Raw genomic sequence first — 19,695 nt, forward strand, 5'->3', positions numbered from 1 at the left:
TCCCGCTCTTGTCCGCCATGCGTTAATAATTGTGAGTAAATATGAAAATAGATAACGCCAGTAACATCAACGTATTAACGCTTGAGAATATCCAAAGTAAACTTCAGGGAAAACTGTTGCAGGTGGGACAAGACAAAACGGGCATGAGTTCCCCCCCTCAACCACTATCTTCGCAACTTGCTCAAGTTCTAAGACTGATCAATTTATTCCCTCTTTTACTTTCCTCGCCAACCTCCTCTTTGCCAGGAAATACGCCAAGAGCGCACGCTGTGAGTACTCTATTAAAAGCACTCGTCATGCCAAGCACACCAGAGCTTGCAGCAAAATGGTTGGCTGAACGGCAATCGGACAAAGCGCTTCTTGATGCATTGCGACTCATCACGTCGGGAGCGGACGACGAAGGCAGTGGCAAGCTTAAAGCACTACTTATGCTGGTAACCGAGCAACGTTTGCAAGACGGCAATAAAGCCAATGAGCACCACTGGTTATTTCCTCTTAGCCATTTAACACCAACACCGGTTCGCATCACCGCCAAAAAGAAGACCTTGGGTAAACGGAAAAAATCTCGTTGGAGCGTGACAGTTAACCTCACATTGTCAAAAAACCGTCACCTCACCGCCACCGCAGAGTTAGAAGAAAAATCGTTGTCGCTCACGCTAACCACGGATTCCCCAGCGTTACATAAGAAACTCGAGCATGCCCTGCCGACTTTAGAGAAACAACTGAATAAACATCAAATTTGTATGTCTGAATGCAAAATAGAAATGAGCGAATACTGCGAACCTGTCGCGCTAGAAGCCGGAGTTAACATTCAAGTATGAAGAAACCAAAAAGCGCGGTGGCGCTTCGATATGATGGCATTAATGCACCGCAAATTAGCGCGAAAGGCTATGAAGCGTTGGCAGAAAAATTGATCGAGGAAATGGAGAAAAACGGCGGTTTGGTGCACAGCGACGAAACCTTGATGAACTGGCTATCTGCATTGGAAGTAGGCGATGAAATACCAGAGCAATTGTACTTGGTGATCGCAGAACTGATCGCGTTTGCGTGGTATTTAGACGGAAAAACCCCGCCCGGATGGGAAGGGTCTGTCGTCAACAAATCAGTGTGACCGTAGTTTGCTATTCTAGAGAGGACATCTGCACTACCTCACCATCCGTTGCTTTCTGATGCTAAGCAAAAGTTCCGCCTCAGCTTTTGGAAGATCACATTCTTCCATCAACTCATGGATATCGGCACCTAGCTCCACCATCTTGCTTGCTCGACTGTAGAGTCGACCATCCGGATCGTGCATTTCCAACTCGTTTTGCTTATCAACCAAGTCATCGAATCGTTGGGACAGTTCGGCGAGTTTCTGGCTCATGCCAATCGAACCTGCACGCAATTCATTGAATTGCTTTGAAAGGCTCTCATGCTGCTGGCGAGAGTTTTTATATAGCAGCTCCATTGCCTGGAATTTGGCATCCAGATTCAATCGGGCTTTTTTCTCTCGACGTAGTAGCAAGAATGCAACCACCGCTACGGTGATGGACACACCGAGCGGTAGCCAATGCAACACGACGTCAAGCATTACAGCATGGCCATGTCTGACCACTCATCGTCAGAGAGCAGTTTGTTCAAGTCAACTAGGATCAGCAAGCTACCATTGCGGTTGCTAACACCTTGGATAAACTTGGCACTTTCATCGGTACCCACGCTTGGCGTGGTATCGATTTCTGAAGTTCTGAGGTAAACCACCTCAGCCACGCTATCGACCATGATACCAATCACTTGCGACTCAGCTTCAATCACGATGACGCGAGTGTTGTCAGAGACATCACCTTGCATCAAACCAAAGCGAGAACGCGTGTCGATAACCGTAACCACGTTACCACGAAGGTTGATGATGCCCAGCACATAGTCTGGTGCACCCGGTACCGGCGCGATTTCGGTATAGCGTAAAACTTCTCGAACCTGCATGACGTTAATGCCGTAGGTTTCGTCTTCCAGCTGGAAGGTCACCCACTGTAGGACCTCGTCATTCACGTTATCTTTTTGAACTTCAGCTACCTGACCCATTTATTTTCCTCTTTACGTGCTGTGCTGCGTCAATTACGCCAACGCGTTGGCATCTATACCTTGATTTAGCATGGCAATCAGCGCTTCGACGTGAATCAATGCGCACATCTTTTGTTTGACTAACCCGGCCAACCAAGGCCGTTTGCCAGCTTGTTCACGCCATCGCACTTGTTCGCCCTTAAGTGACTCTGTACCTAGTAGGGTATTGCAAGCTAATCCCCACTTGCTGTCACCCAAGATCACAATATAACTATAGCCTTCGCGATGGTTGTTATCTGTTATTTTTTCCGGCATTACCCACATGGCCGTATCCACAACGTCGAGCTGCTGATCTCGCTCTGTTTGCAAGCCCAAATACCAGTCAGGTCGACCGATAAGGTGATTGCAGTCTTCCAGTCGATGAATCCCCCCCAGCTCGGCCAATGGCACAGCATAGGTAACACCAAAAGATTCAAAGAATAAAACCTGGAAAGCAGACTCAGACGCAATGTTTTGCCAAGGCGGCGCAATATCTTCGTCTTCTTGCGCTTCCGGTTCGACGTCAACGTTGGTTTCAACATCAACAGTCTCTTCAATCGCAATGTCGTCTGCAACAACCTCTTCGACGTGTGCCATCACGATGTCTTCAACGACAATGTCCACATCGGGTTCTACACTGACCGTGGCCGTGTCGAGTGCCACATCTGTTGATATCTCTACGTCAAAATCAGCCTCGACGACGCTCTCAACCTCAATTGAGATATCAATAGCGACATCAACATCGGTCATCACGTCAACATCTTGCACTGTGTCGGCGTTAGTCAATACATCTATGTCAGTAACGACATCGTTGTCAGTTGCAGCCTTAACGTCAGTGTCAGCCAATACCTCGGTATCAGTGCTAATTTCAGCATCAACGTCGAGCAGTGTATCGACGTCTCCGTCTGCGTCTAATTCGACTTCAACTTCCATGTCTTCTTCAAGCTGAAGCTGACTAAGGAGTTTTTCCACTGACGACAAATCACGCTCTTCTTTCGTGAGTGTCGCGCCACTGAATGTGTCTGTTGGCGCTACCGCCGCAGGCTGAGGCACCAAAGCTACGGCGTCAACGACCTGAGAGGTCGCATCCGTGTCTTGCGACTGTGGCAGAACATCGTCTTCCAACAGCGCATCAAAATAATCGTCCAGCGCCTGAACACTGGACAAGGCACGGCTATCTTTCATCCTGTTCCAGTCGCTCCAAATAAGAGAGCAGCGTTTTGTAAGCAAAAACGCCGCGACAGTTTTTCGCATAATACGATGGCGGCATGTGCTTTAAGCTGGCATCACGGAATTTAGTATCAATCGGCACCGCTGACGACCAAACTTGATCGGGATAACGCACTTTAAGCTCTTGCAACGTTTCCAGCGAAGCACGTGTACGTTTGTCGTACATGGTAGGCACAATGCACACTTTGAAGGCTGAGCTTCGAGATTTCTGCATGATCTGCAAGGTACGGATCATGCGTTCCAAGCCTTTCATAGCCAAGAACTCAGTCTGTACTGGTATTAGAATACGATTGCTTGCAGCCAAGGCATTAACCATCATCACACCCAAAATAGGCGGGCAATCGATCAGTGCGTAATCGTAATCTTCTTCGAGGCAAGCTAAGGTCTTTTTAAGCATCAACCCCATGCCACCTCGATTACCCATTGCTCTGTCCAATGTCGCCAAAGACATGTGGGAGGGCAACAGATCTAGGTTTTTATATTCGGTGTTAAGAATGAGCGGTTTGACCGTATCTCGATTGATAGTCTGTAATTGGAATAGATCAAACAGCGTACGTGGCAATTTATCCGAATCGTAATTCAGATACGTTGTCAGGGACGCATGTGGGTCGGTGTCGATCAACAACACACGTTTGTTTCTTTCACTGAGAAGCCCAGCAAGGGTGATGGTTGAGGTTGTTTTTCCTACGCCACCCTTCTGGTTTGCAATGCTCCAGACTATCACAGCCGCTCCTTAAACCAGATTGAGCTCAACAAGGATACGCTCGGCAATGCGATCTAGAGGCAGGTCTTCTGTTGAAATCCCTGCTTTCGCGACGGCTTGCGGCATACCATAGACAACACAGCTGTCTTCGTCTTGTGCCCAAACGGTTGAACCTTGTTGTTTCAGCATTCTAGCACCGTCTCGACCATCAGCACCCATTCCGGTGAGTACCATAGACAGCACTTTATCGCCGTACACGTTTGCAGCTGAACCGAATGTCACATCGACACACGGTTTGTAATTCATACGATCGCCACCATCGATGATTTTGACACGCGTTGAACCTGGACGTCCATCAATCATCATCTGCATGCCGCCGGGGGCAAGATAAGCCGTACCGGCTTTAAGCGGCTCGCCATCTTGCGCTTCTTTCACTGAAATTTCACACAGGCCATTTAGACGCTGCGCAAAGGCCGCAGTAAACGTGGATGGCATATGCTGAATCAAAAGAATTGGCATTGGGAAATTCGCGGGTAAAGCACTGAGCACTTTTTGCAGAGCTACAGGGCCCCCCGTCGACGTGCCAATCGCTGTAAGCTGATACCGCTTACCAGTGGCTTTGAATCGCCCCCCCGTTGACGCTGAGCGCGCAACGGGTGCAGTGTTAGGCGTCGAGCCCGCTAAGGGTCTAGCCGAAGCAGGCCTAGCAATTGAGCTGGGCGAAGTGGCCGTGCTTGTCGAAGATGTCACCGTGGTTGAAGTTACCGCTGGACGACGCATGAACGTTCGCTTACGCGCTATTTCGCTCACACGTTGCTGCAACAAACCCACCGCTTCATCTCTATTGCGCGCGATGTCTTCAAATTTTTTCGGCAGGAAGTCGAGTGCACCCGCATCCAGTGCATCAAGCGTTGCCTTGGCGCCATCATGCGTCAGTGACGAGAACATCAAAATTGGCGTTGGATTGGTCCGCATGATCTCACGAACTGCGGTAATCCCGTCCATCACGGGCATTTCGATGTCCATCGTAATTACATCGGGTTTTAGCTTAGCGGCTTTTTCAACAGCCTCTTTACCATTGACTGCACAGTCAATAACCTCAAGACGAGGATCCCCGTTAATAATTTCACTCACTCGGCGGCGGAAAAAGCTCGAGTCATCCACCACCAGTACTTTCACTGCCATGTTATTCCTTTAAATTATTATCGGCTAGCGTAGCGCTTGAGCAGATTAGGCACATCAAGAATCAATGCAATGTGACCATCACTGGTAATCGTTGCACCTGCCATTCCTGGCGTTCCTTGCAACAATTCATCCAACGGTTTGATAACCACTTCTTCTTGTCCAATCAAGGAGTCGACAACGAATGCAACCGACTGATGCCCCATCTGAACAACAACAACATGACCGCTGTCTCTGACCTCTGCGCGCGTCTTACATAGCCAATCTTGGAGATAAAACAATGGAATGGCTTTTTCACGAACAATGATGGTTAACTGACCGTCAATCGTATTGGTTCTCGACAAATCCAAGCCAATGATTTCATTAACATTAGAAAGTGGGAATGCAAACGGATTGTTGCCAATACCAACCATCAAGGTAGGCAGGATAGCCAGCGTCAATGGCACTTTGATCGAGATAACTGTCCCGCGACCTAAGGCCGAATCAATAGAGATCGTACCATTAAGTTGGGTGATCGCTGTTTTCACCACGTCCATGCCCACACCACGACCGGAGATATCTGAAATCTCGGTTTTGGTTGAGAAGCCTGGCGCAAAAATTAGGTTGAACGCTTCGACGTCCGTCAAACGCGCTGCCGCGTCAGCATCCATCACACCACGGTTCACAGCGATACCGCGAAGTTTCTCTGCATCCATACCGCCACCATCATCTTCGATGGTTAGCAAAATATGGTCACCTTCTTGCGATGCCGCTAACGTGATAGTACCAACGCGAGACTTGCCGTTTTGTTCACGGATATCTGGCATTTCAATACCATGGTCAACCGAGTTACGCACCAAGTGGACCATTGGGTCAGCCAGTGCTTCAACCAAGTTTTTATCAAGGTCGGTTTCCTCACCACGCATTTCCAGCACGATGTCTTTTTTGAGAGTACGAGCTAAATCGCGAACAACGCGTGGGAAACGACCAAACACCTTTTTGATCGGTTGCATGCGGGTTTGCATCACTGCACCCTGCAAATCAGCCGTCACAACGTCGAGATTTGTCACAGCTTTCGCCATGTGTTCATCTTCGCTGTTTGCACCTAGGCTGACCAAGCGGTTTCGCACCAGTACCAGCTCACCCACCATGTTCATAATGGTGTCGAGCGTTGACGTGTTAACACGAACGGTTTGCTCTGGCTGTGGAACCGGTGTTTTTTTCTCTTCAGCTTTAGCTGGCGGCTTCGCTACTGGTGCTGGCGGCTTCGCCGCTGGCGCTTCTGCTTTTGGTGCAGGAGGTGGAGCCGGTGCCGCTTTTGGTGCTGCCGCAGCCGGTGCGGGCTTATCATTAGACACGTCATTTTCGATAGGGCTTTTGCCTTTACCGTGTAAGTCGTCTAATAATTTTTCGAATTCATCATCACTGATTTCATCACTGCTTGGACTTTCTACCGCTGAATTTTGAGGCGGAGGAGAGGCTTGTGCAGTGTCATCATCAAGGGCTGGGCCTTTACCTGAACCGTGTAAATCATCCAATAATTTATCGAATTCATCGTCGGTCATGTCGCCACTGCCAGACGAGGCAGCAGGGGCAGCGGGGCCAGCGGGGGCGGCTGCTTCAGAATCACCCGCCGTTGGCGATTGGCCTTTACCATGAAGTTGATCGAGTAAACGGTCAAACTCATCGTCTGTTATTTCGTCAACAGAGTCGCCCGCAATCGCATCGCCGCCAGATGGCGTTTCGACGATTTCAGGTTCAGGTTCAGGTTCTGGTTCGGGCTCGGGTGCAACAGCTTCAGTCGCTTCGTCTTCAGAAGCTGGTCTGCTGTATTTGTGCAATGCAGCCAACAATTCTGGATTAGCCGCTGGTGCTGGCTCACTTTGTTGAACACAAGCAAACTGTTCATTAACAGTATCAAGCGCTTGAAGGATGATATCCATCACTTCTGCGTTTATTTCACGGCCACCATTACGAAGGTTATCAAAGATGTTTTCGGCACCGTGGCAGGTATCTACCAGCTCAGTGAGTGACAAAAAGCCTGCACCACCTTTAACCGTGTGAAACCCACGGAAAATTGCGTTCAACAAATTGCGGTCTTCTGGCGTTTTTTCCAGATCCACAAGCTGTTCAGACAATAGTTCCAGAATTTCCCCTGCTTCGATCAAAAAGTCCTGCAGGATTTCTTCATCCATTTCAAAGCTCATAACGCCCCCCTAAAAGCCAAGACTTGAAAGTAAATCGTCCACATCATCCTGACTCTGCATCACATTTTTCTCTTGACGCTGTTCCTCAGTGACGACGGGACCTTCAGCCTCGATGCCAGATTGTTGTACTGTTTCTGGTTCTAATTGTTCCTGTTCATCATCCAACCCAAATGCTGTCAGGATTTCGACCAGTTGTTTTTCGACTTCTTGAACCAAATCTATAACGCGACGAATAACTTGCCCCGTAATATCTTGGAAATCTTGCGCCATCAAAATCTCAGTCAGTTGACTGTGTAATTTGGTGGTATCACCTTCGACCTGTGTCAGCAAACCATCGATTTGATGACACAACTCTTTGAAATTTAAGAGGTCAATCCGCCCTCCCATGAGATTGTTCCACTGAGGTCTAACCTGAGAGAGACAATCTTGAAGGTTATCGGCGATAGGTAACGTCGCTTCCACTGCATCCATGGTTCGGTTTGCAGCGATTTCCGTTTTTTCCATAACAAAGTTAAGGCGATCTTTTGCATCAGGAATCTCGCTAGTAGCGAGATCATTGACGCGCGGATCCAAGCGAAAATTAGAGAGCGAATCGTGCAGTTGCCGTGTCAGTTTCCCAACCTCATTGAAGAGCGGATTACGCGGGTCGCCGGTCAATTTGGCCAACAACTCGTTCGCGCCTTCCTGATTCCCTTCTTCTAGCAAACTGACCAATTCTTTAGCTTGGTCGAGTGTTATCATTATTTTAATAATCCTTCACTGCGCGAAGAAGCAAATCACATGCGTTCGAAAATCTTGTCCAGCTTCTCTTTCAGCGTTGCTGCAGTGAATGGCTTAACAATATAGCCATTAACGCCCGCTTGAGCCGCTTCTACGATTTGTTCACGCTTGGCTTCTGCTGTGATCATCAATACTGGCAAATGCTTAAGATCAGCATCAGCACGAATATTTTTGAGCAGATCAATGCCCTGCATTCCCGGCATGTTCCAGTCAGTGACGACAAATTCAATACCACCTTTCTTGAGAATAGGCAGTGCTGTTAAGCCGTCATCTGCTTCAACGGTGTTGTTGAAACCCAGATCACGAAGGAGGTTTTTAACTATACGTCGCATTGTTGAGAAGTCATCAACAATGAGGATTTTCATATTTGTATCCAAAGTTGCCTCCGGTGAGGTCCCTTATAATTATAAAAACTTACTTTGACCAAGCAGTTAGCTTGGTCCGTAACCGCTGCATTGCCTGATTTTGAATCTGGCAAACTCGGGATTCACTGACCCCGATAATGGCACCAATCTCCTTGAGGTTAAGTTCCTCGTCGTAATAGAGAGAGAGTACCAAAGCTTCTCTTTCAGGGAGTCCTTTGATGGCTTTAGCTAGGTGCGCCTTAAAGCTATCTTCTGCGACTTCCTCAAAGGGAAGGTTCTCTTCGCGATGCTTTTCTGTCACGAAAGCATCTTCTGAAACGCCTAGATCTTCGATACCAATTAGTCGCCCAGCATTGATATCATTTTGGATCTGATAATACTGGTCAAGGCTCATACCCAAACGTTTCGCAATTTCTTTGTCGTTAGGATCTCGTCCTAACTCGCCTTCCAGTTGCGAAATGACTTCGCTGATCTGGCGGTTGTTTCTGTGCACAGAGCGTGGAACCCAGTCACCTTTTCGGATGTCATCTAACATGGCACCACGAATTCGGATCCCGGCATAGGTTTCAAAACTCGCCCCTTTTGAGGCGTCATAGTTTTGTTGCGCTTCTAACAGGCCAATCATGCCCGCCTGAATCAAATCATCAACCTGCACATTAGGGGGCAAACGAGAAACCAGATGATGAGCAATACGCTTTACTAGCGTTGAATATTGCTCAAACACTGTTTCCGTTGAGGCTCCTGTCCTGCTGTAGGTGAGCGCTCTATTCACCGAGATAGTCTCCTGCCGCTTCATCGCGTACAAGAAGTCTCTCGACAAAAAACTCCAAATGCCCACCTGGGTTTCGAGGTACTGGCCAGGTCAGCGCTTTGTTCGCAAGTGCATTCAAAGCGAGGGCTGCAGGCGATTGAGGAAACGCATCCACAACCACTTTTTGCTTCTTCACAGACTGTCGCACCCGTTCATCTAATGGAACACATGCTACTAATTCTAGATTAGCATTTAAAAATCTTTCTGTTACACGCGTTAATTTTGTAAATAAATCGCGACCTTCTCGATAACTGCGCACCATATTGGCCACAATTTTGAAGCGAGTAACGCCATGTTCACGGCTTAGCAGCTTGATTAATGCGTAGGCATCAGTGATGGATGTTGGCTCATCACACACCACAATCAGTACATCTTGCGCCGCTCGTGAAAAGCTAAGCACCATGTCAGAAATACCCGCTGCCGTATCGACAAGCAGTACATCCACCTCTTCGTCTAAGGTACCAAACGCACGAATAAGGCCCGCGTGTTGCGCCGTTGACAGTTCTGTCATGCCTCGCATTCCCGATGACGCAGGAATAATCTTTAAGCCATGAGGCCCTTCTACAATAATGTCTTTAAGGTCACAGACACCTTGCATAACATGGCTTAGGTTTTTTCCTACACGTATTCCCAAGAGCACGTCAATATTCGCCAAACCCAAGTCAGCATCCAACACCATGACTTTTTTACCTTGCTTCGCCATTGCCATGCCGATACCCAAGGTAATATTGGTTTTGCCCACGCCACCTTTGCCACCCGTTACGGTGATCACTTTGGTGCGAGTCGGGTTTGTCATACGGCGGAGGCCGCTTGCTTGATCATGCATGGTTGTCTCAATCATAAAAGTCCGCCGCATTCGACTCTGGTACATCATGACTCCAGAAATGGTTTTGCTGCTCTGAATCTTGATCCATCAGTTCACTTGCCCTGTTGACCAGGTATCTTCCACTGGCATGACGAATGTCTTCTGGCACTCGTTGCCCGTCAGCAAGATAAGTCACTGGAAGCGCATTTTCGATGGTCACGCTCAGTAACTCCCCTAGGCTGAGAGATTCATCCAATTTTGTCAGCACACACCCTGATAGGGGAATGCGTCGAAAATGGTCAATGGTCTCTTGTAACACGCGACGCTGTGAGGTGGCGGGTAAGACAAGTAAGCTTCGGATATGGGAACCACTACTTTGGATCAGAGTATCAAGTTGTTCTGAGAGCCTCAGATCACGCTGGCCCATGCCTGCGGTATCCAAGAGGATCAGTCGACGATGACGTAACTGATACAGAATATCGGCCAGTGTGTCTGCATCTTTAGCAACTTTTACAGGACAGCCTAAAATTCTGCCGTAAGTCGCAAGTTGCTCGTGTGCGCCGATACGAAATGTATCTGTTGTCACCAGTGCTATTTCTTCTGGGTCCAAGTCCATTGCCGCCCTTGCCGCAAGTTTCGCGATCGTGGTGGTTTTCCCTACGCCTGTAGGCCCTAAAAGAGCAATGACGCCACCGGTTTCCAATAGGTTTTCGCTTGAAGTAATCACTTGATCTGCCACAAGTTCTAGCAACTCTGACCAAGCTTCATTCGGTGCGGTATCTTCCGGAATATACCCTGCTAACTGGTCAGCCAGCACGGGTGAAATCCCCATTTTTTCGAGTCGTTTAATTAACATGGCGCGAAGCGGCTCTTTACGCTCAACTTCTTGCCACATTAAGCCTGATAATTGGTGCTCCAACAGGCTCCGAATTGTTGCCATTTCTTTACGCATCGATTCCATTTCGTCCGGTTGTCGAGGCGCTGGCTTACGTAATTCTTTGCGAGTGTCGTCAAGACGATTTTCCTGACGCGCACCGGTTCTTGGGTCACGGCGCTCCATGTCGTCACGTTTTTGACGATATAGGCGATCGAGTTCCTGACCTTTGGCTTGCTGGTTGCTTCGAGCCGTTGTTGAGCTGTAGCCTTGACCACCTGCATTGCCGCCCTTCGCATTGCCATTTTGAGCATTGCCTTTTTGAGCATTGTTGCCTTGAACACCATTGGGGCGACGAAGTGACTGCTGCGCTGCGCCGTAAGCTGCTTCTGTTTCACGACGACGTACGTCACTCTGACGAGCAAGCAAAGCACTGAGTGAATCAACTTCCGGTTCAGGCTCTTCAAGACGCTCATTGTCTGGCAATTGTGACTGGTAACGATCCAGCAAGCTTGAAAACTTGCTACCAAGAGCACCACCTAATGGTTTTCTGGCCGCTTCTTTGTTGATGTCACGTCGGAGATGGACTTTGTCATCAGCAACGCGACGAGGCTGTTGAGCGCGATCCATACTCTGTGCCATTTGTGTTTTTGCGGCTTCCTTGCGTACATCACGAGTTGGCGTTTCAGTATCAACAGCCGCCACGATTTCGACACCGCCGGTCACTTTCTTGTTCGACATGATGACCGCATCCGCGCCGAGTGCTTCTTTCACTTCGGCTAATGCTGTACGCATGTCTTTGGCAAAAAATCGTTTAATTTTCAAAATCGTTGTCCTGATTTACTGATGCACGGCATCAGTTGCCAACCGCTCTTACAATTCTTATTTGTTTTTCGTCTGGCACTTCCTGATAAGACAGAACGCGCAATGACGGAATCGTGTTCTTAACAAACTTGGCTAAGGTGGAGCGAAGAACGCCTGAGGTTAGCAATACTGCGGGTTCACCCTGAAGTTCCTGCTGCTGCGTTGCCTCTGACAAGCTTTGCTGCAATCGCTCAGCAAGCCCTGGTTCTATACCTGTGGACTCGCCACCTGATGCCTGCATAGTTTTATGCAATATCTGTTCCAACTCAGGAACCAACGTAATCACTGGCAACTCAGGCTCTATACCATTGATTTCTTGTACGATTAATCGCTTGAGCGAAATGCGCACTGCGGCCGTCAAAATGTCAGGATCTTGACTCTTCGGCGCGTACTCAGAGAGTGTCTGAATGATGGTTCTAACGTCACGAATAGGAATGGCTTCATTAAGCAAGTTCTGCATCACTTTCACGACCGCACCCAGCGACACAAGGTCGGGGATCAACCCTTCAACCAAACGAGGCGCCTGCTTGGCCAGCATGTCGATAAGATTTTGTGCTTCTTCGTGACCCAACAAACGCTCTGCGTTGTTAGTCAGCATCTGACTTAAGTGTGTCGCGAGTACCGTGGCGGAATCAACCACGGTATAACCCAGCGCTTGCGCATGCTCACGCTGAGATTTATCAATCCAAACCGCTTCAAGGTTGAATGCAGGGTCAACAGTAGGTTCGCCTTCAATCGGGCCAAACACTTGCCCTGGGTTAATCGCCAACTCTTTGTCAGGTCGAATATCGGCTTCACCGACAGCCACGCCCATCAAGGTAATGCGGTAACTGTTAGGTGGCAGTTCGAGATTATCGCGAATATGTACAGGGGGGATGAGAAAACCAAAATCCTGCGACAGCTTTTTACGCACGCCTTTCACACGGTCGAGTAGCTCACCACCTTGGTCTCGGTCAACCATAGGAATTAAGCGATAGCCTACTTCTAAGCCAATAACATCAACGGGTTGTACGTCATCCCACGACAACTCTTTCGGTTTAGGTTTGACCAAATCTTGTTTAGGCGTTTCTTCTGCCGCCTTCTTAGCATTGTCACGCTGTTGCGTTTTCCAATACGCAAAACCACCGCAAACAAGTGCCAACGACAGGAAAGGAAAATGTGGCATACCTGGCACCACGCCCATCACGGTCAAAATTCCCGTCGCGATGATCAGTGCTTTAGGGTTTTCAACAAGCTGGAACACCACTTGTTGTCCCATGTCTTCGTCTGTGTTTTGACGCGTCACCATGATAGCGGCGCCAATAGAGAGCAAAAGCGATGGGATTTGTGCGACGAGACCATCACCGATGGTAAGCAGCGTATAGATTTCAATGGCATCGGAGAAGCTGACGTTATGCTGAACCATACCAATCGACAAGCCGCCGATGATATTGATCGCCAGAATCAAAATACCTGCGATAGCATCGCCTTTTACGAATTTCGACGCACCGTCCATCGAACCGTAGAAGTCAGCTTCTTTTGTGACTTCCGAACGACGCGTACGTGCTTGGTCTTGGTTGATCAATCCAGCATTCAAGTCGGCATCAATCGCCATTTGTTTACCTGGCAATGCGTCCAAGGTAAAGCGCGCGCTCACTTCGGAAATACGGCCAGCACCTTTGGTAACAACCATGAAGTTGATAATCATCAAAATCAGGAAGACAACGAGGCCAACAGCGTAGTTACCACCAATCACCACCGAACCAAAAGCGTCAATAACCTGACCCGCAGCACCCGGTCCTTCATGACCGTGCAACAAGACCACTCGCGTTGACGCAACGTTCAGCGCCAAGCGCAGCAATGTGGCGATAAGAAGTACGGTTGGAAACGCAGCGAAATCGAGAGGTCTACGGGTGTAAATGGTCACCAGCAGGACAACAAGCGACAAGGCGATATTGAAAGAGAAGAACATGTCGAGCAAGAAAGCGGGTACGGGTAAAATCACCATCGCCAGCGCTGAGAGCACCAATATCGGCGCACCCACTGCAGGCATGACGCCAAGCTTGAACGGGAGTTTTTCTTGCACCTTATTGATGTACGGCAACGAAAGCTTCATGGGTCGTTTGTTGTCTCAGGCTAAATCACTATTTACTACTAAGCAAAAAACGAACCATCTTTTTTAGGCTTTAATATCAACATATTGCTAAAAATTGTGCGTATTTCAACCAACTAGCGACGTAATTCTGTCGGTATAGGGAGTTGTTGGTCCGCCAACGACGTCGGTTTACGTCCACGCCCCTTTTGATACTGCTTTAGCTGGAACACGTAAGCCAGCAATTGTGCCACCGCCGCGAACAAACCGTCAGGAATTTGGTCTTCCAGTTCCGTGCTGTAATACACAGCACGGGCCAACGGAGGTGCAGGGACAATGCTAATGTCATGCTGTGCGGCAACTTCTCGAATTTTAATCGCCATAAAATCCGAACCTTTGGCGACCACGACTGGGGCACGGTCTATTTTACTGTCATAGCGAAGAGCGACCGAATAGTGCTCTGGGTTGGTGATCACCACGTCAGCAGACGGGACTTCCGCCATCATGCGGCGCTGTGCCATTTCACGTTGGAGCATACGAATACGCCCTTTAACCTCAGGTTTACCTTCGGTATCTTTGTATTCATCTTTAATTTCTTGTTTCGTCATTTTTAGCTGATCGTTGTGCTGCCAAATCTGGAACGGCACATCAATCGCGACAACGACCAGTAAAGAACAGCAAATGAGAAGCACAAAATTCAGCAAGATATCTAGGGCGTGATACAAATTGGTGGGGAACATTTCAACGTTTAGCTGATAAAAATCACCAATACTGGACCACATCAGGTAAAACGCCACACCTGCTACCAGTGCTACTTTCAAAATCGATTTGAGTAACTCCACCATACTCTGCATGCCAAACATGCGTTTGATCCCCTGAAGTGGGCTCATTTTCGAGAGTTTAGGCCTTGCGGCTTCCCAAGAGAACGACACCCCACCCAGTGCGGATGCGCCAATTAAACCGGCAACGAACAACATCAGCAACACCTGAGCCAATGGCCAAGTGACGTGAAATATCGCACCGTAAATAATCCTCCCTAACTGGGTGACGTCAAAGATTTCCTCTCGCGACAGCGTAAAAAACTTACGCATGGTTTCCATCAGCGCTTCACCTACGCTTTCGCCAAACCACATGAGTGCGATGGCACCTATCACCAATACGGCGACTGATGCCAGTTCTCTTGAGCGCGGTACTTGACCTTTTTCTCGCGCCTGCTCACGCCTTCGGGGCGTGGCGTCTTCTGTGCGTTCTTGGCCTTCGTTTTCTGCCATTAGGCACCTCCACTCACATTACAGTCGAGACGAATCAAGTCACAGATGGCATTCACACCCGTATCCCAGTGGTTCAGATAATGCGGTAAGATCCCGCTGAGCAAATACATGCAAATCATCAAACCAACCAGCAAGGCAAAGGAAAAGCCGAGCGAGAAAATGTTTAACTGAGGCGCGGCACGGGTCATCACACCAAAGGAAATGTTGACCGTCAGCAGGGCAATAATGCCCGCCAATGCCATGCCCAATGCCACGCTGAACATGATGCCAAACCAATCAGTCAGCGCCCGATAATCTGCAGATTGCAACGTTTCGCCAATGGGTAAGCTTTTGAAACTCATCACCACCAGACTCAGCATTTGTAAATGCCCATCGGTAGAAAGGAAAAGCATGGTTGCGATAAACAGGTAAAACTGCCCCAGTAAGGGCGTGTTTTGGCCGTTAGCGGGATCAACCATTGAAGCGAAGCCAAGGCTCGACTGCATACCGATTATCTGACCAAGCAACACAAAGGTTTGCATCACATATTGGGTAATCGTACCCATCGCGATGCCAATCAGTAGTTGTTGAGCCAACACCAAAAAACCACCAAAAGAGACTAGCTCTACGGTGTCTGGAATACGGGGAATGGCAGGCATCACAGCAAAAGTAATCGCAAGTGATAGATACAAACGTACGCGCACCGGAACAAAACGCGCACCAAAGAACGTCATGGTCATCATCATGGCGGAGATGCGTGTCAACGGCCAAAAGAACTGGGCCATCCACTCAAGAATAATGTGCGCGGGATATTCCATGCTGAATGCTCAGTCAATACAGCAGCGTGGGGATTTCTTCCACCAAACGGATGAAATACTCCATCAGCATTCGTGTCATCCAGTGACCAAACACCATCATAGCAACCAGCGTCGCAATCAGACGCGGCAGGAAACTCAAGGTTTGCTCATTGATTGAGGTGGCGGCTTGGAACACAGCCACGATTAAACCCACGATAAGACCCGGAATAATGATGGCGCAGACCATGACAAGTATCAGGTACAACGCATCTTGAAACAGCTCAACAAACGCTTCTGGTGCCATAACGAACTCCTACCCAAAACTGCCGGCTAATGTGGACAAGATGAGGTTCCACCCATCCACCAGCACAAACAGCATGAGCTTAAACGGCAAGGACACAATCATGGGTGATAGCATCATCATACCCATCGCCATCAACACAGATGCCACAACCAGATCGATGATCAAAAAAGGAAGGAATAACATAAACCCGATCTGGAATGCGGTTTTCAGCTCTGACGTGATGAACGCAGGGATCAACACTGTCATTGGGACTTGCTCAGTCTCTGTGGCATCCGAGCCGGACATACTCACAAAGGTTTCTAAGTCTTTCACTCGCGTTTGCTTGAGCATGAACTCTCTCAGCGGGATCTGCACAAGGTCAAATGCTTCGCGGGAACTAATTTCTTCATTGAGGTATGGCTGAACGGCAGTGACATTCATTCGGTCGATAACAGGTGACATCACAAAAAAGGTGAGGAACATGGCGATGCCAATGATGACCTGATTCGACGGTGTTTGTTGCAAGCCCATGGCCTGACGCAATATCGACATCACCACCACAATACGGGTAAATGAGGTCATCAAAATCACAATCGCTGGTAAGAATCCAAGCGCGGTCATGAGCGCCAGAATTTGCAGCGTCACCGAATAGTCTTCTCCCCCATCGGGATTGACCGTCATGGTCAGCGCTGGAATACCACCGCCTCCATTGGTGGCTTGCATCATTGAGGCTTCACCGGCCTCACTGATCAGGGTTTCTGTCACCGTTTCAGTCGCGGGGGCTGGCTCTTCTTGCGCGAACGCATACGGTGTGACAATAAAACAACAAAGCGCCAGAAAAATGGCACTGACAGATTTAAGACGCATCATTTTTTCTCAGAATTTGATTAAGTTGAGAAGAAAAGGACGGACCTTGCTCTGGCGCAGCAATGGGCGTATCCAACGTTTTCAATAAAGTGATTTGATGCGGCGTGACCCCCACCAAGACTTGTTCACCGTTAACATCGAGCACAACAACACGCTCTTTTTGTCCAAGTGGTATTTGGCTAACGACCTTGAGCCCTGACTTAGCACCCATCAAAGAAGGAACTTGCATACGCTTAAGCACCCATGCCAAACCAAAAATCACACCGATCACCACCAGCAGAGCAACAAAGGTTGTGGCTAGATTTTGGCCGTTTGAGGTTGCTGCAAACGCGCTTGGCGTAAAAAGTAAACCCAATATAGTCAGTCGCAGGTGTGCCATTTTCTCTCTTCTTCACATTCGTTTTTTGAGCAATTTATTTGTTTAAGCAAAATTCAGGCCGAAAAAAAAGCACGCCACTAGGGGCGTGCTTTTTCTATGCATCTTTTATGGCATTCAGGGGTCGTGCCAGTACGATCGCGATCGATTACCCGTTCGAATAAAAAACGGTTAGCGCAGTTTCTTGATACGCTCTGTCTGGCTGATCACATCCGTTAATCGAATACCAAACTTATCATTGACCACAACCACTTCGCCGTGGGCAATCAAGGTGCCATTCACCAATACATCCAGCGATTCACCGGCGAGGCGATCCAACTCCACCACCGAACCTTGGTTCAATTGCAGCAAGTTACGAATATTGATATTGGTGCGCCCCACTTCCATAGAAATGGTGACAGGTATGTCGAGAATAGCGTCAAGCTTACGGGCTTCATCGGCATTAATTGGCGGAGCTTCATCTACCAATTCATCCAGTGGTGCCGTTTGAACGTCATCCCCACCTTCGACTTCTGCCTGTTCGGCAAGCGCCGCAGCCCAATCGTCTTCTACATCACTCATGATTATCTACCACATCGTGTTTGTCAGTGTTATTCATCGTGGTTAATTCTGCCGTTTTCAGCATGCTCAAAATCTGACATGTCTTCTTCCAACAGCACGATGTCGCTTTTCGCCACTTCAGGGCGTTTCAATTTTTCGCTGATTTTGATGGCAAGATTGTCGTTAGCTTGTCCCATTTTCCCGCGGAACGTCGGCAAATCTTCAACGAAAACGGTGCAGGCATCAGGCATTTTCACCGGAATGACATCCCCGACTTCCAATTCCATCAAATCACGTAAAGAGAGTTGGGTTTCCAGCAGCTTCGCTGTTAACTCCACTTCCACATCCATCACTTCATCTTGCAATGCTTTTGACCAACGAAGGTCCGTATCCATCTTGTCACTTTGGATACCCGCATCAAGTAATTCACGTATCGGCTCCACCATGGAATACGGCATCACCACGTGGAAATCACCACCGCCACCATCCAATTCAATGTGGAAGGAGCTTACAACAATCACTTCTGTTGGGCTCACAATGTTCGCCATTGCCGGGTTTACTTCGGAGTCGAGATACTCAAACTCGACTTTCATCACTGGCGCCCACGCGTCTTTGTAATCTTCAAATACCAGCTTCAATAGCATTTGAATCACTCGACGCTCCGTGGGTGTAAACTCACGGCCTTCGATACGGGCGTGGAATCGACCATCACCGCCGAAGAAATTCTCCACCAAGATAAACACCAGTCTCGCTTCCATAGTCACTAACGACGTGCCTTTAAGCGGACGGAAGCGCACCATGTTCAAACTGGTGGGGACAAACAAGGTGTTTTGGTATTCGCCAAACTTCACCATCTGAACGCCGTTAATCGACACTTCAGCACTTTTACGCAGCATGTTGAACAAGCTGATCCGCATATGTCGCGCGAAACGCTCGTTAATCAGCTCCAGTGTGGGCATTCGCCCACGGACAATGCGGTCTTGCGATGAGAAGTCGAAGTTGGAAGCAGAAGCAATATCGCCTCCACCACCCGCTTCGGGTTCATCGTCTTCTACATCGTCCACACCATGGAGAAGCGCATCAATTTCGTCTTGACTGAGTAGATCGGTCACATTGCACCTATTGCATTACAAAGCCAGTAAACAACACCCGCTCAACCACAGTTTTGCCGGTGACTTTTTCCATTGCAGCCTGAACAGTGTCGACTGCTTGTTTTCGGACTTCCACTTGTCCTTGCGGCGTACGAAGTTGTTCCACGGTTGCAGCCCCAAATGTCGTCAGGAGACTGTGCTCAACCAGAGGCAAATTCTGTTTCGCCATAGTTTCATTTCTATCGCCACGCACCATCAGCTGGACATTCACTTGCACCAATCTCTGTTGCATGTCTCCTGTCACGTTGAACACAAACGGCTGCTGCAAGGTGACATAAATTGCCTGAAGATTCACCGGTTCGGCTTCTTCAATCACGATATCTTCTTGTGCCGCGCTATTATCTCCTCCCATGAGGAATAAAAAAGCACCAGCACCACCGCCTAACAACACCAATACCGCGACGATAATAATAATCAGTTTCTTTTTACCACCACCACCGCCTGCTTCGATATCTTCGTCTGCCATGACTCACCTCATTTTTCG

22 protein-coding genes are annotated in these 19,695 nt (G+C 48.6%); 2 read left to right on the forward strand and 20 right to left on the reverse strand.

The window, feature by feature from the left end; translation table 11 throughout:
• Positions 1-41 precede the first annotated feature (41 nt).
• A complete protein-coding gene (locus AC3CIC_RS11840; RefSeq protein WP_488514700.1) occupies positions 42-821 on the forward strand; it encodes a flagellar hook-length control protein FliK in 780 nt (259 codons plus the stop codon).
• Entirely contained in the window at positions 818-1,111 is a 294-nt protein-coding gene (locus AC3CIC_RS11845; protein WP_488514701.1) for an EscU/YscU/HrcU family type III secretion system export apparatus switch protein, read from the forward strand. Before AC3CIC_RS11840 ends, AC3CIC_RS11845 begins: the two co-directional genes overlap by 4 nt.
• A gap of 33 nt (positions 1,112-1,144) precedes the next feature.
• Here AC3CIC_RS11845 and AC3CIC_RS11850 read toward each other — a convergent pair whose 3' ends face one another.
• The 20 genes from AC3CIC_RS11850 to fliL all read right to left on the reverse strand — a co-directional run bounded on the left by AC3CIC_RS11850 (position 1,145) and on the right by fliL (position 19,677).
• On the reverse strand, positions 1,145-1,570 hold the full coding sequence (locus AC3CIC_RS11850) for a DUF2802 domain-containing protein (RefSeq protein WP_016960154.1): 426 nt from the start codon (positions 1,568-1,570) through the stop codon (positions 1,145-1,147).
• Entirely contained in the window at positions 1,570-2,058 is a 489-nt protein-coding gene (locus AC3CIC_RS11855; protein WP_016960153.1) for a chemotaxis protein CheW, read from the reverse strand. Before AC3CIC_RS11855 ends, AC3CIC_RS11850 begins: the two co-directional genes overlap by 1 nt.
• 33 nt (positions 2,059-2,091) lie before the next feature.
• On the reverse strand, positions 2,092-3,261 hold the full coding sequence (locus AC3CIC_RS11860; protein ID WP_488514702.1) for a chemotaxis protein CheW: 1,170 nt from the start codon (positions 3,259-3,261) through the stop codon (positions 2,092-2,094).
• Positions 3,251-4,030 carry a ParA family protein gene (locus AC3CIC_RS11865; RefSeq protein WP_016960151.1) on the reverse strand — a complete coding sequence of 260 codons (780 nt, stop codon included), beginning with the start codon at positions 4,028-4,030 and terminating at the stop codon, positions 3,251-3,253. The genes AC3CIC_RS11860 and AC3CIC_RS11865 overlap by 11 nt, the downstream gene beginning before the upstream one ends.
• 9 nt (positions 4,031-4,039) lie before the next feature.
• Positions 4,040-5,194 (reverse strand): protein-glutamate methylesterase/protein-glutamine glutaminase, encoded by a 1,155-nt coding sequence (locus AC3CIC_RS11870; RefSeq protein ID WP_488514703.1) that lies wholly within the window; start codon positions 5,192-5,194, stop codon positions 4,040-4,042.
• Positions 5,195-5,211: 17 nt separating this feature from the next.
• Positions 5,212-7,377, reverse strand: coding sequence for a chemotaxis protein CheA (locus tag AC3CIC_RS11875; RefSeq protein ID WP_488514704.1), 2,166 nt, complete (start codon positions 7,375-7,377; stop codon positions 5,212-5,214).
• A gap of 9 nt (positions 7,378-7,386) precedes the next feature.
• Positions 7,387-8,118, reverse strand: a complete 732-nt coding sequence (locus AC3CIC_RS11880) for a protein phosphatase CheZ (RefSeq protein ID WP_371733513.1) — start codon at positions 8,116-8,118, stop codon at positions 7,387-7,389.
• 35 nt (positions 8,119-8,153) lie between these two features.
• Positions 8,154-8,522, reverse strand: a complete 369-nt coding sequence (cheY, locus tag AC3CIC_RS11885; protein ID WP_016960147.1) for a chemotaxis response regulator CheY — start codon at positions 8,520-8,522, stop codon at positions 8,154-8,156.
• A 49-nt stretch (positions 8,523-8,571) separates the two neighbouring features.
• Positions 8,572-9,294 carry an RNA polymerase sigma factor FliA gene (locus tag AC3CIC_RS11890; RefSeq protein ID WP_026023987.1) on the reverse strand — a complete coding sequence of 241 codons (723 nt, stop codon included), beginning with the start codon at positions 9,292-9,294 and terminating at the stop codon, positions 8,572-8,574.
• Complete coding sequence (locus tag AC3CIC_RS11895; RefSeq protein WP_016960145.1) at positions 9,287-10,174, reverse strand: MinD/ParA family protein; 888 nt, start codon at positions 10,172-10,174, stop codon at positions 9,287-9,289. The genes AC3CIC_RS11890 and AC3CIC_RS11895 overlap by 8 nt, the downstream gene beginning before the upstream one ends.
• Entirely contained in the window at positions 10,167-11,837 is a 1,671-nt protein-coding gene (flhF, locus tag AC3CIC_RS11900; RefSeq protein WP_488514705.1) for a flagellar biosynthesis GTPase FlhF, read from the reverse strand. The genes AC3CIC_RS11895 and flhF overlap by 8 nt, the downstream gene beginning before the upstream one ends.
• Before the next feature lie 31 nt (positions 11,838-11,868).
• A complete protein-coding gene (gene flhA / locus AC3CIC_RS11905; protein WP_017004402.1) occupies positions 11,869-13,971 on the reverse strand; it encodes a flagellar biosynthesis protein FlhA in 2,103 nt (700 codons plus the stop codon).
• A 113-nt stretch (positions 13,972-14,084) separates the two neighbouring features.
• Positions 14,085-15,218: a flagellar biosynthesis protein FlhB gene (flhB, locus tag AC3CIC_RS11910; protein WP_488514706.1), complete on the reverse strand. Its 1,134-nt coding sequence runs from the start codon at positions 15,216-15,218 to the stop codon at positions 14,085-14,087.
• Positions 15,218-16,015 (reverse strand): flagellar biosynthetic protein FliR, encoded by a 798-nt coding sequence (gene fliR / locus AC3CIC_RS11915; RefSeq protein ID WP_016960141.1) that lies wholly within the window; start codon positions 16,013-16,015, stop codon positions 15,218-15,220. The genes flhB and fliR overlap by 1 nt, the downstream gene beginning before the upstream one ends.
• 13 nt (positions 16,016-16,028) lie before the next feature.
• Positions 16,029-16,298 carry a flagellar biosynthesis protein FliQ gene (gene fliQ, locus AC3CIC_RS11920; protein ID WP_016960140.1) on the reverse strand — a complete coding sequence of 90 codons (270 nt, stop codon included), beginning with the start codon at positions 16,296-16,298 and terminating at the stop codon, positions 16,029-16,031.
• Positions 16,299-16,307: 9 nt separating this feature from the next.
• A complete protein-coding gene (gene fliP, locus AC3CIC_RS11925; protein WP_017006211.1) occupies positions 16,308-17,144 on the reverse strand; it encodes a flagellar type III secretion system pore protein FliP in 837 nt (278 codons plus the stop codon).
• The gene (gene fliO, locus AC3CIC_RS11930; RefSeq protein ID WP_016960138.1) at positions 17,134-17,523 is read right to left on the reverse strand and encodes a flagellar biosynthetic protein FliO; all 390 of its coding nucleotides are present in this window, start codon (positions 17,521-17,523) and stop codon (positions 17,134-17,136) included. Before fliO ends, fliP begins: the two co-directional genes overlap by 11 nt.
• A gap of 168 nt (positions 17,524-17,691) precedes the next feature.
• On the reverse strand, positions 17,692-18,081 hold the full coding sequence (gene fliN / locus AC3CIC_RS11935; protein WP_016960137.1) for a flagellar motor switch protein FliN: 390 nt from the start codon (positions 18,079-18,081) through the stop codon (positions 17,692-17,694).
• Between the two features lie 29 nt (positions 18,082-18,110).
• Entirely contained in the window at positions 18,111-19,172 is a 1,062-nt protein-coding gene (gene fliM, locus AC3CIC_RS11940) for a flagellar motor switch protein FliM (protein WP_488514707.1), read from the reverse strand.
• 7 nt (positions 19,173-19,179) lie between these two features.
• A complete protein-coding gene (gene fliL / locus AC3CIC_RS11945; RefSeq protein ID WP_488514708.1) occupies positions 19,180-19,677 on the reverse strand; it encodes a flagellar basal body-associated protein FliL in 498 nt (165 codons plus the stop codon).
• Between the last annotated feature and the right edge of the window lie 18 nt (positions 19,678-19,695).

The organism is Enterovibrio sp. QJM3NY_24, assembly GCF_057786035.1.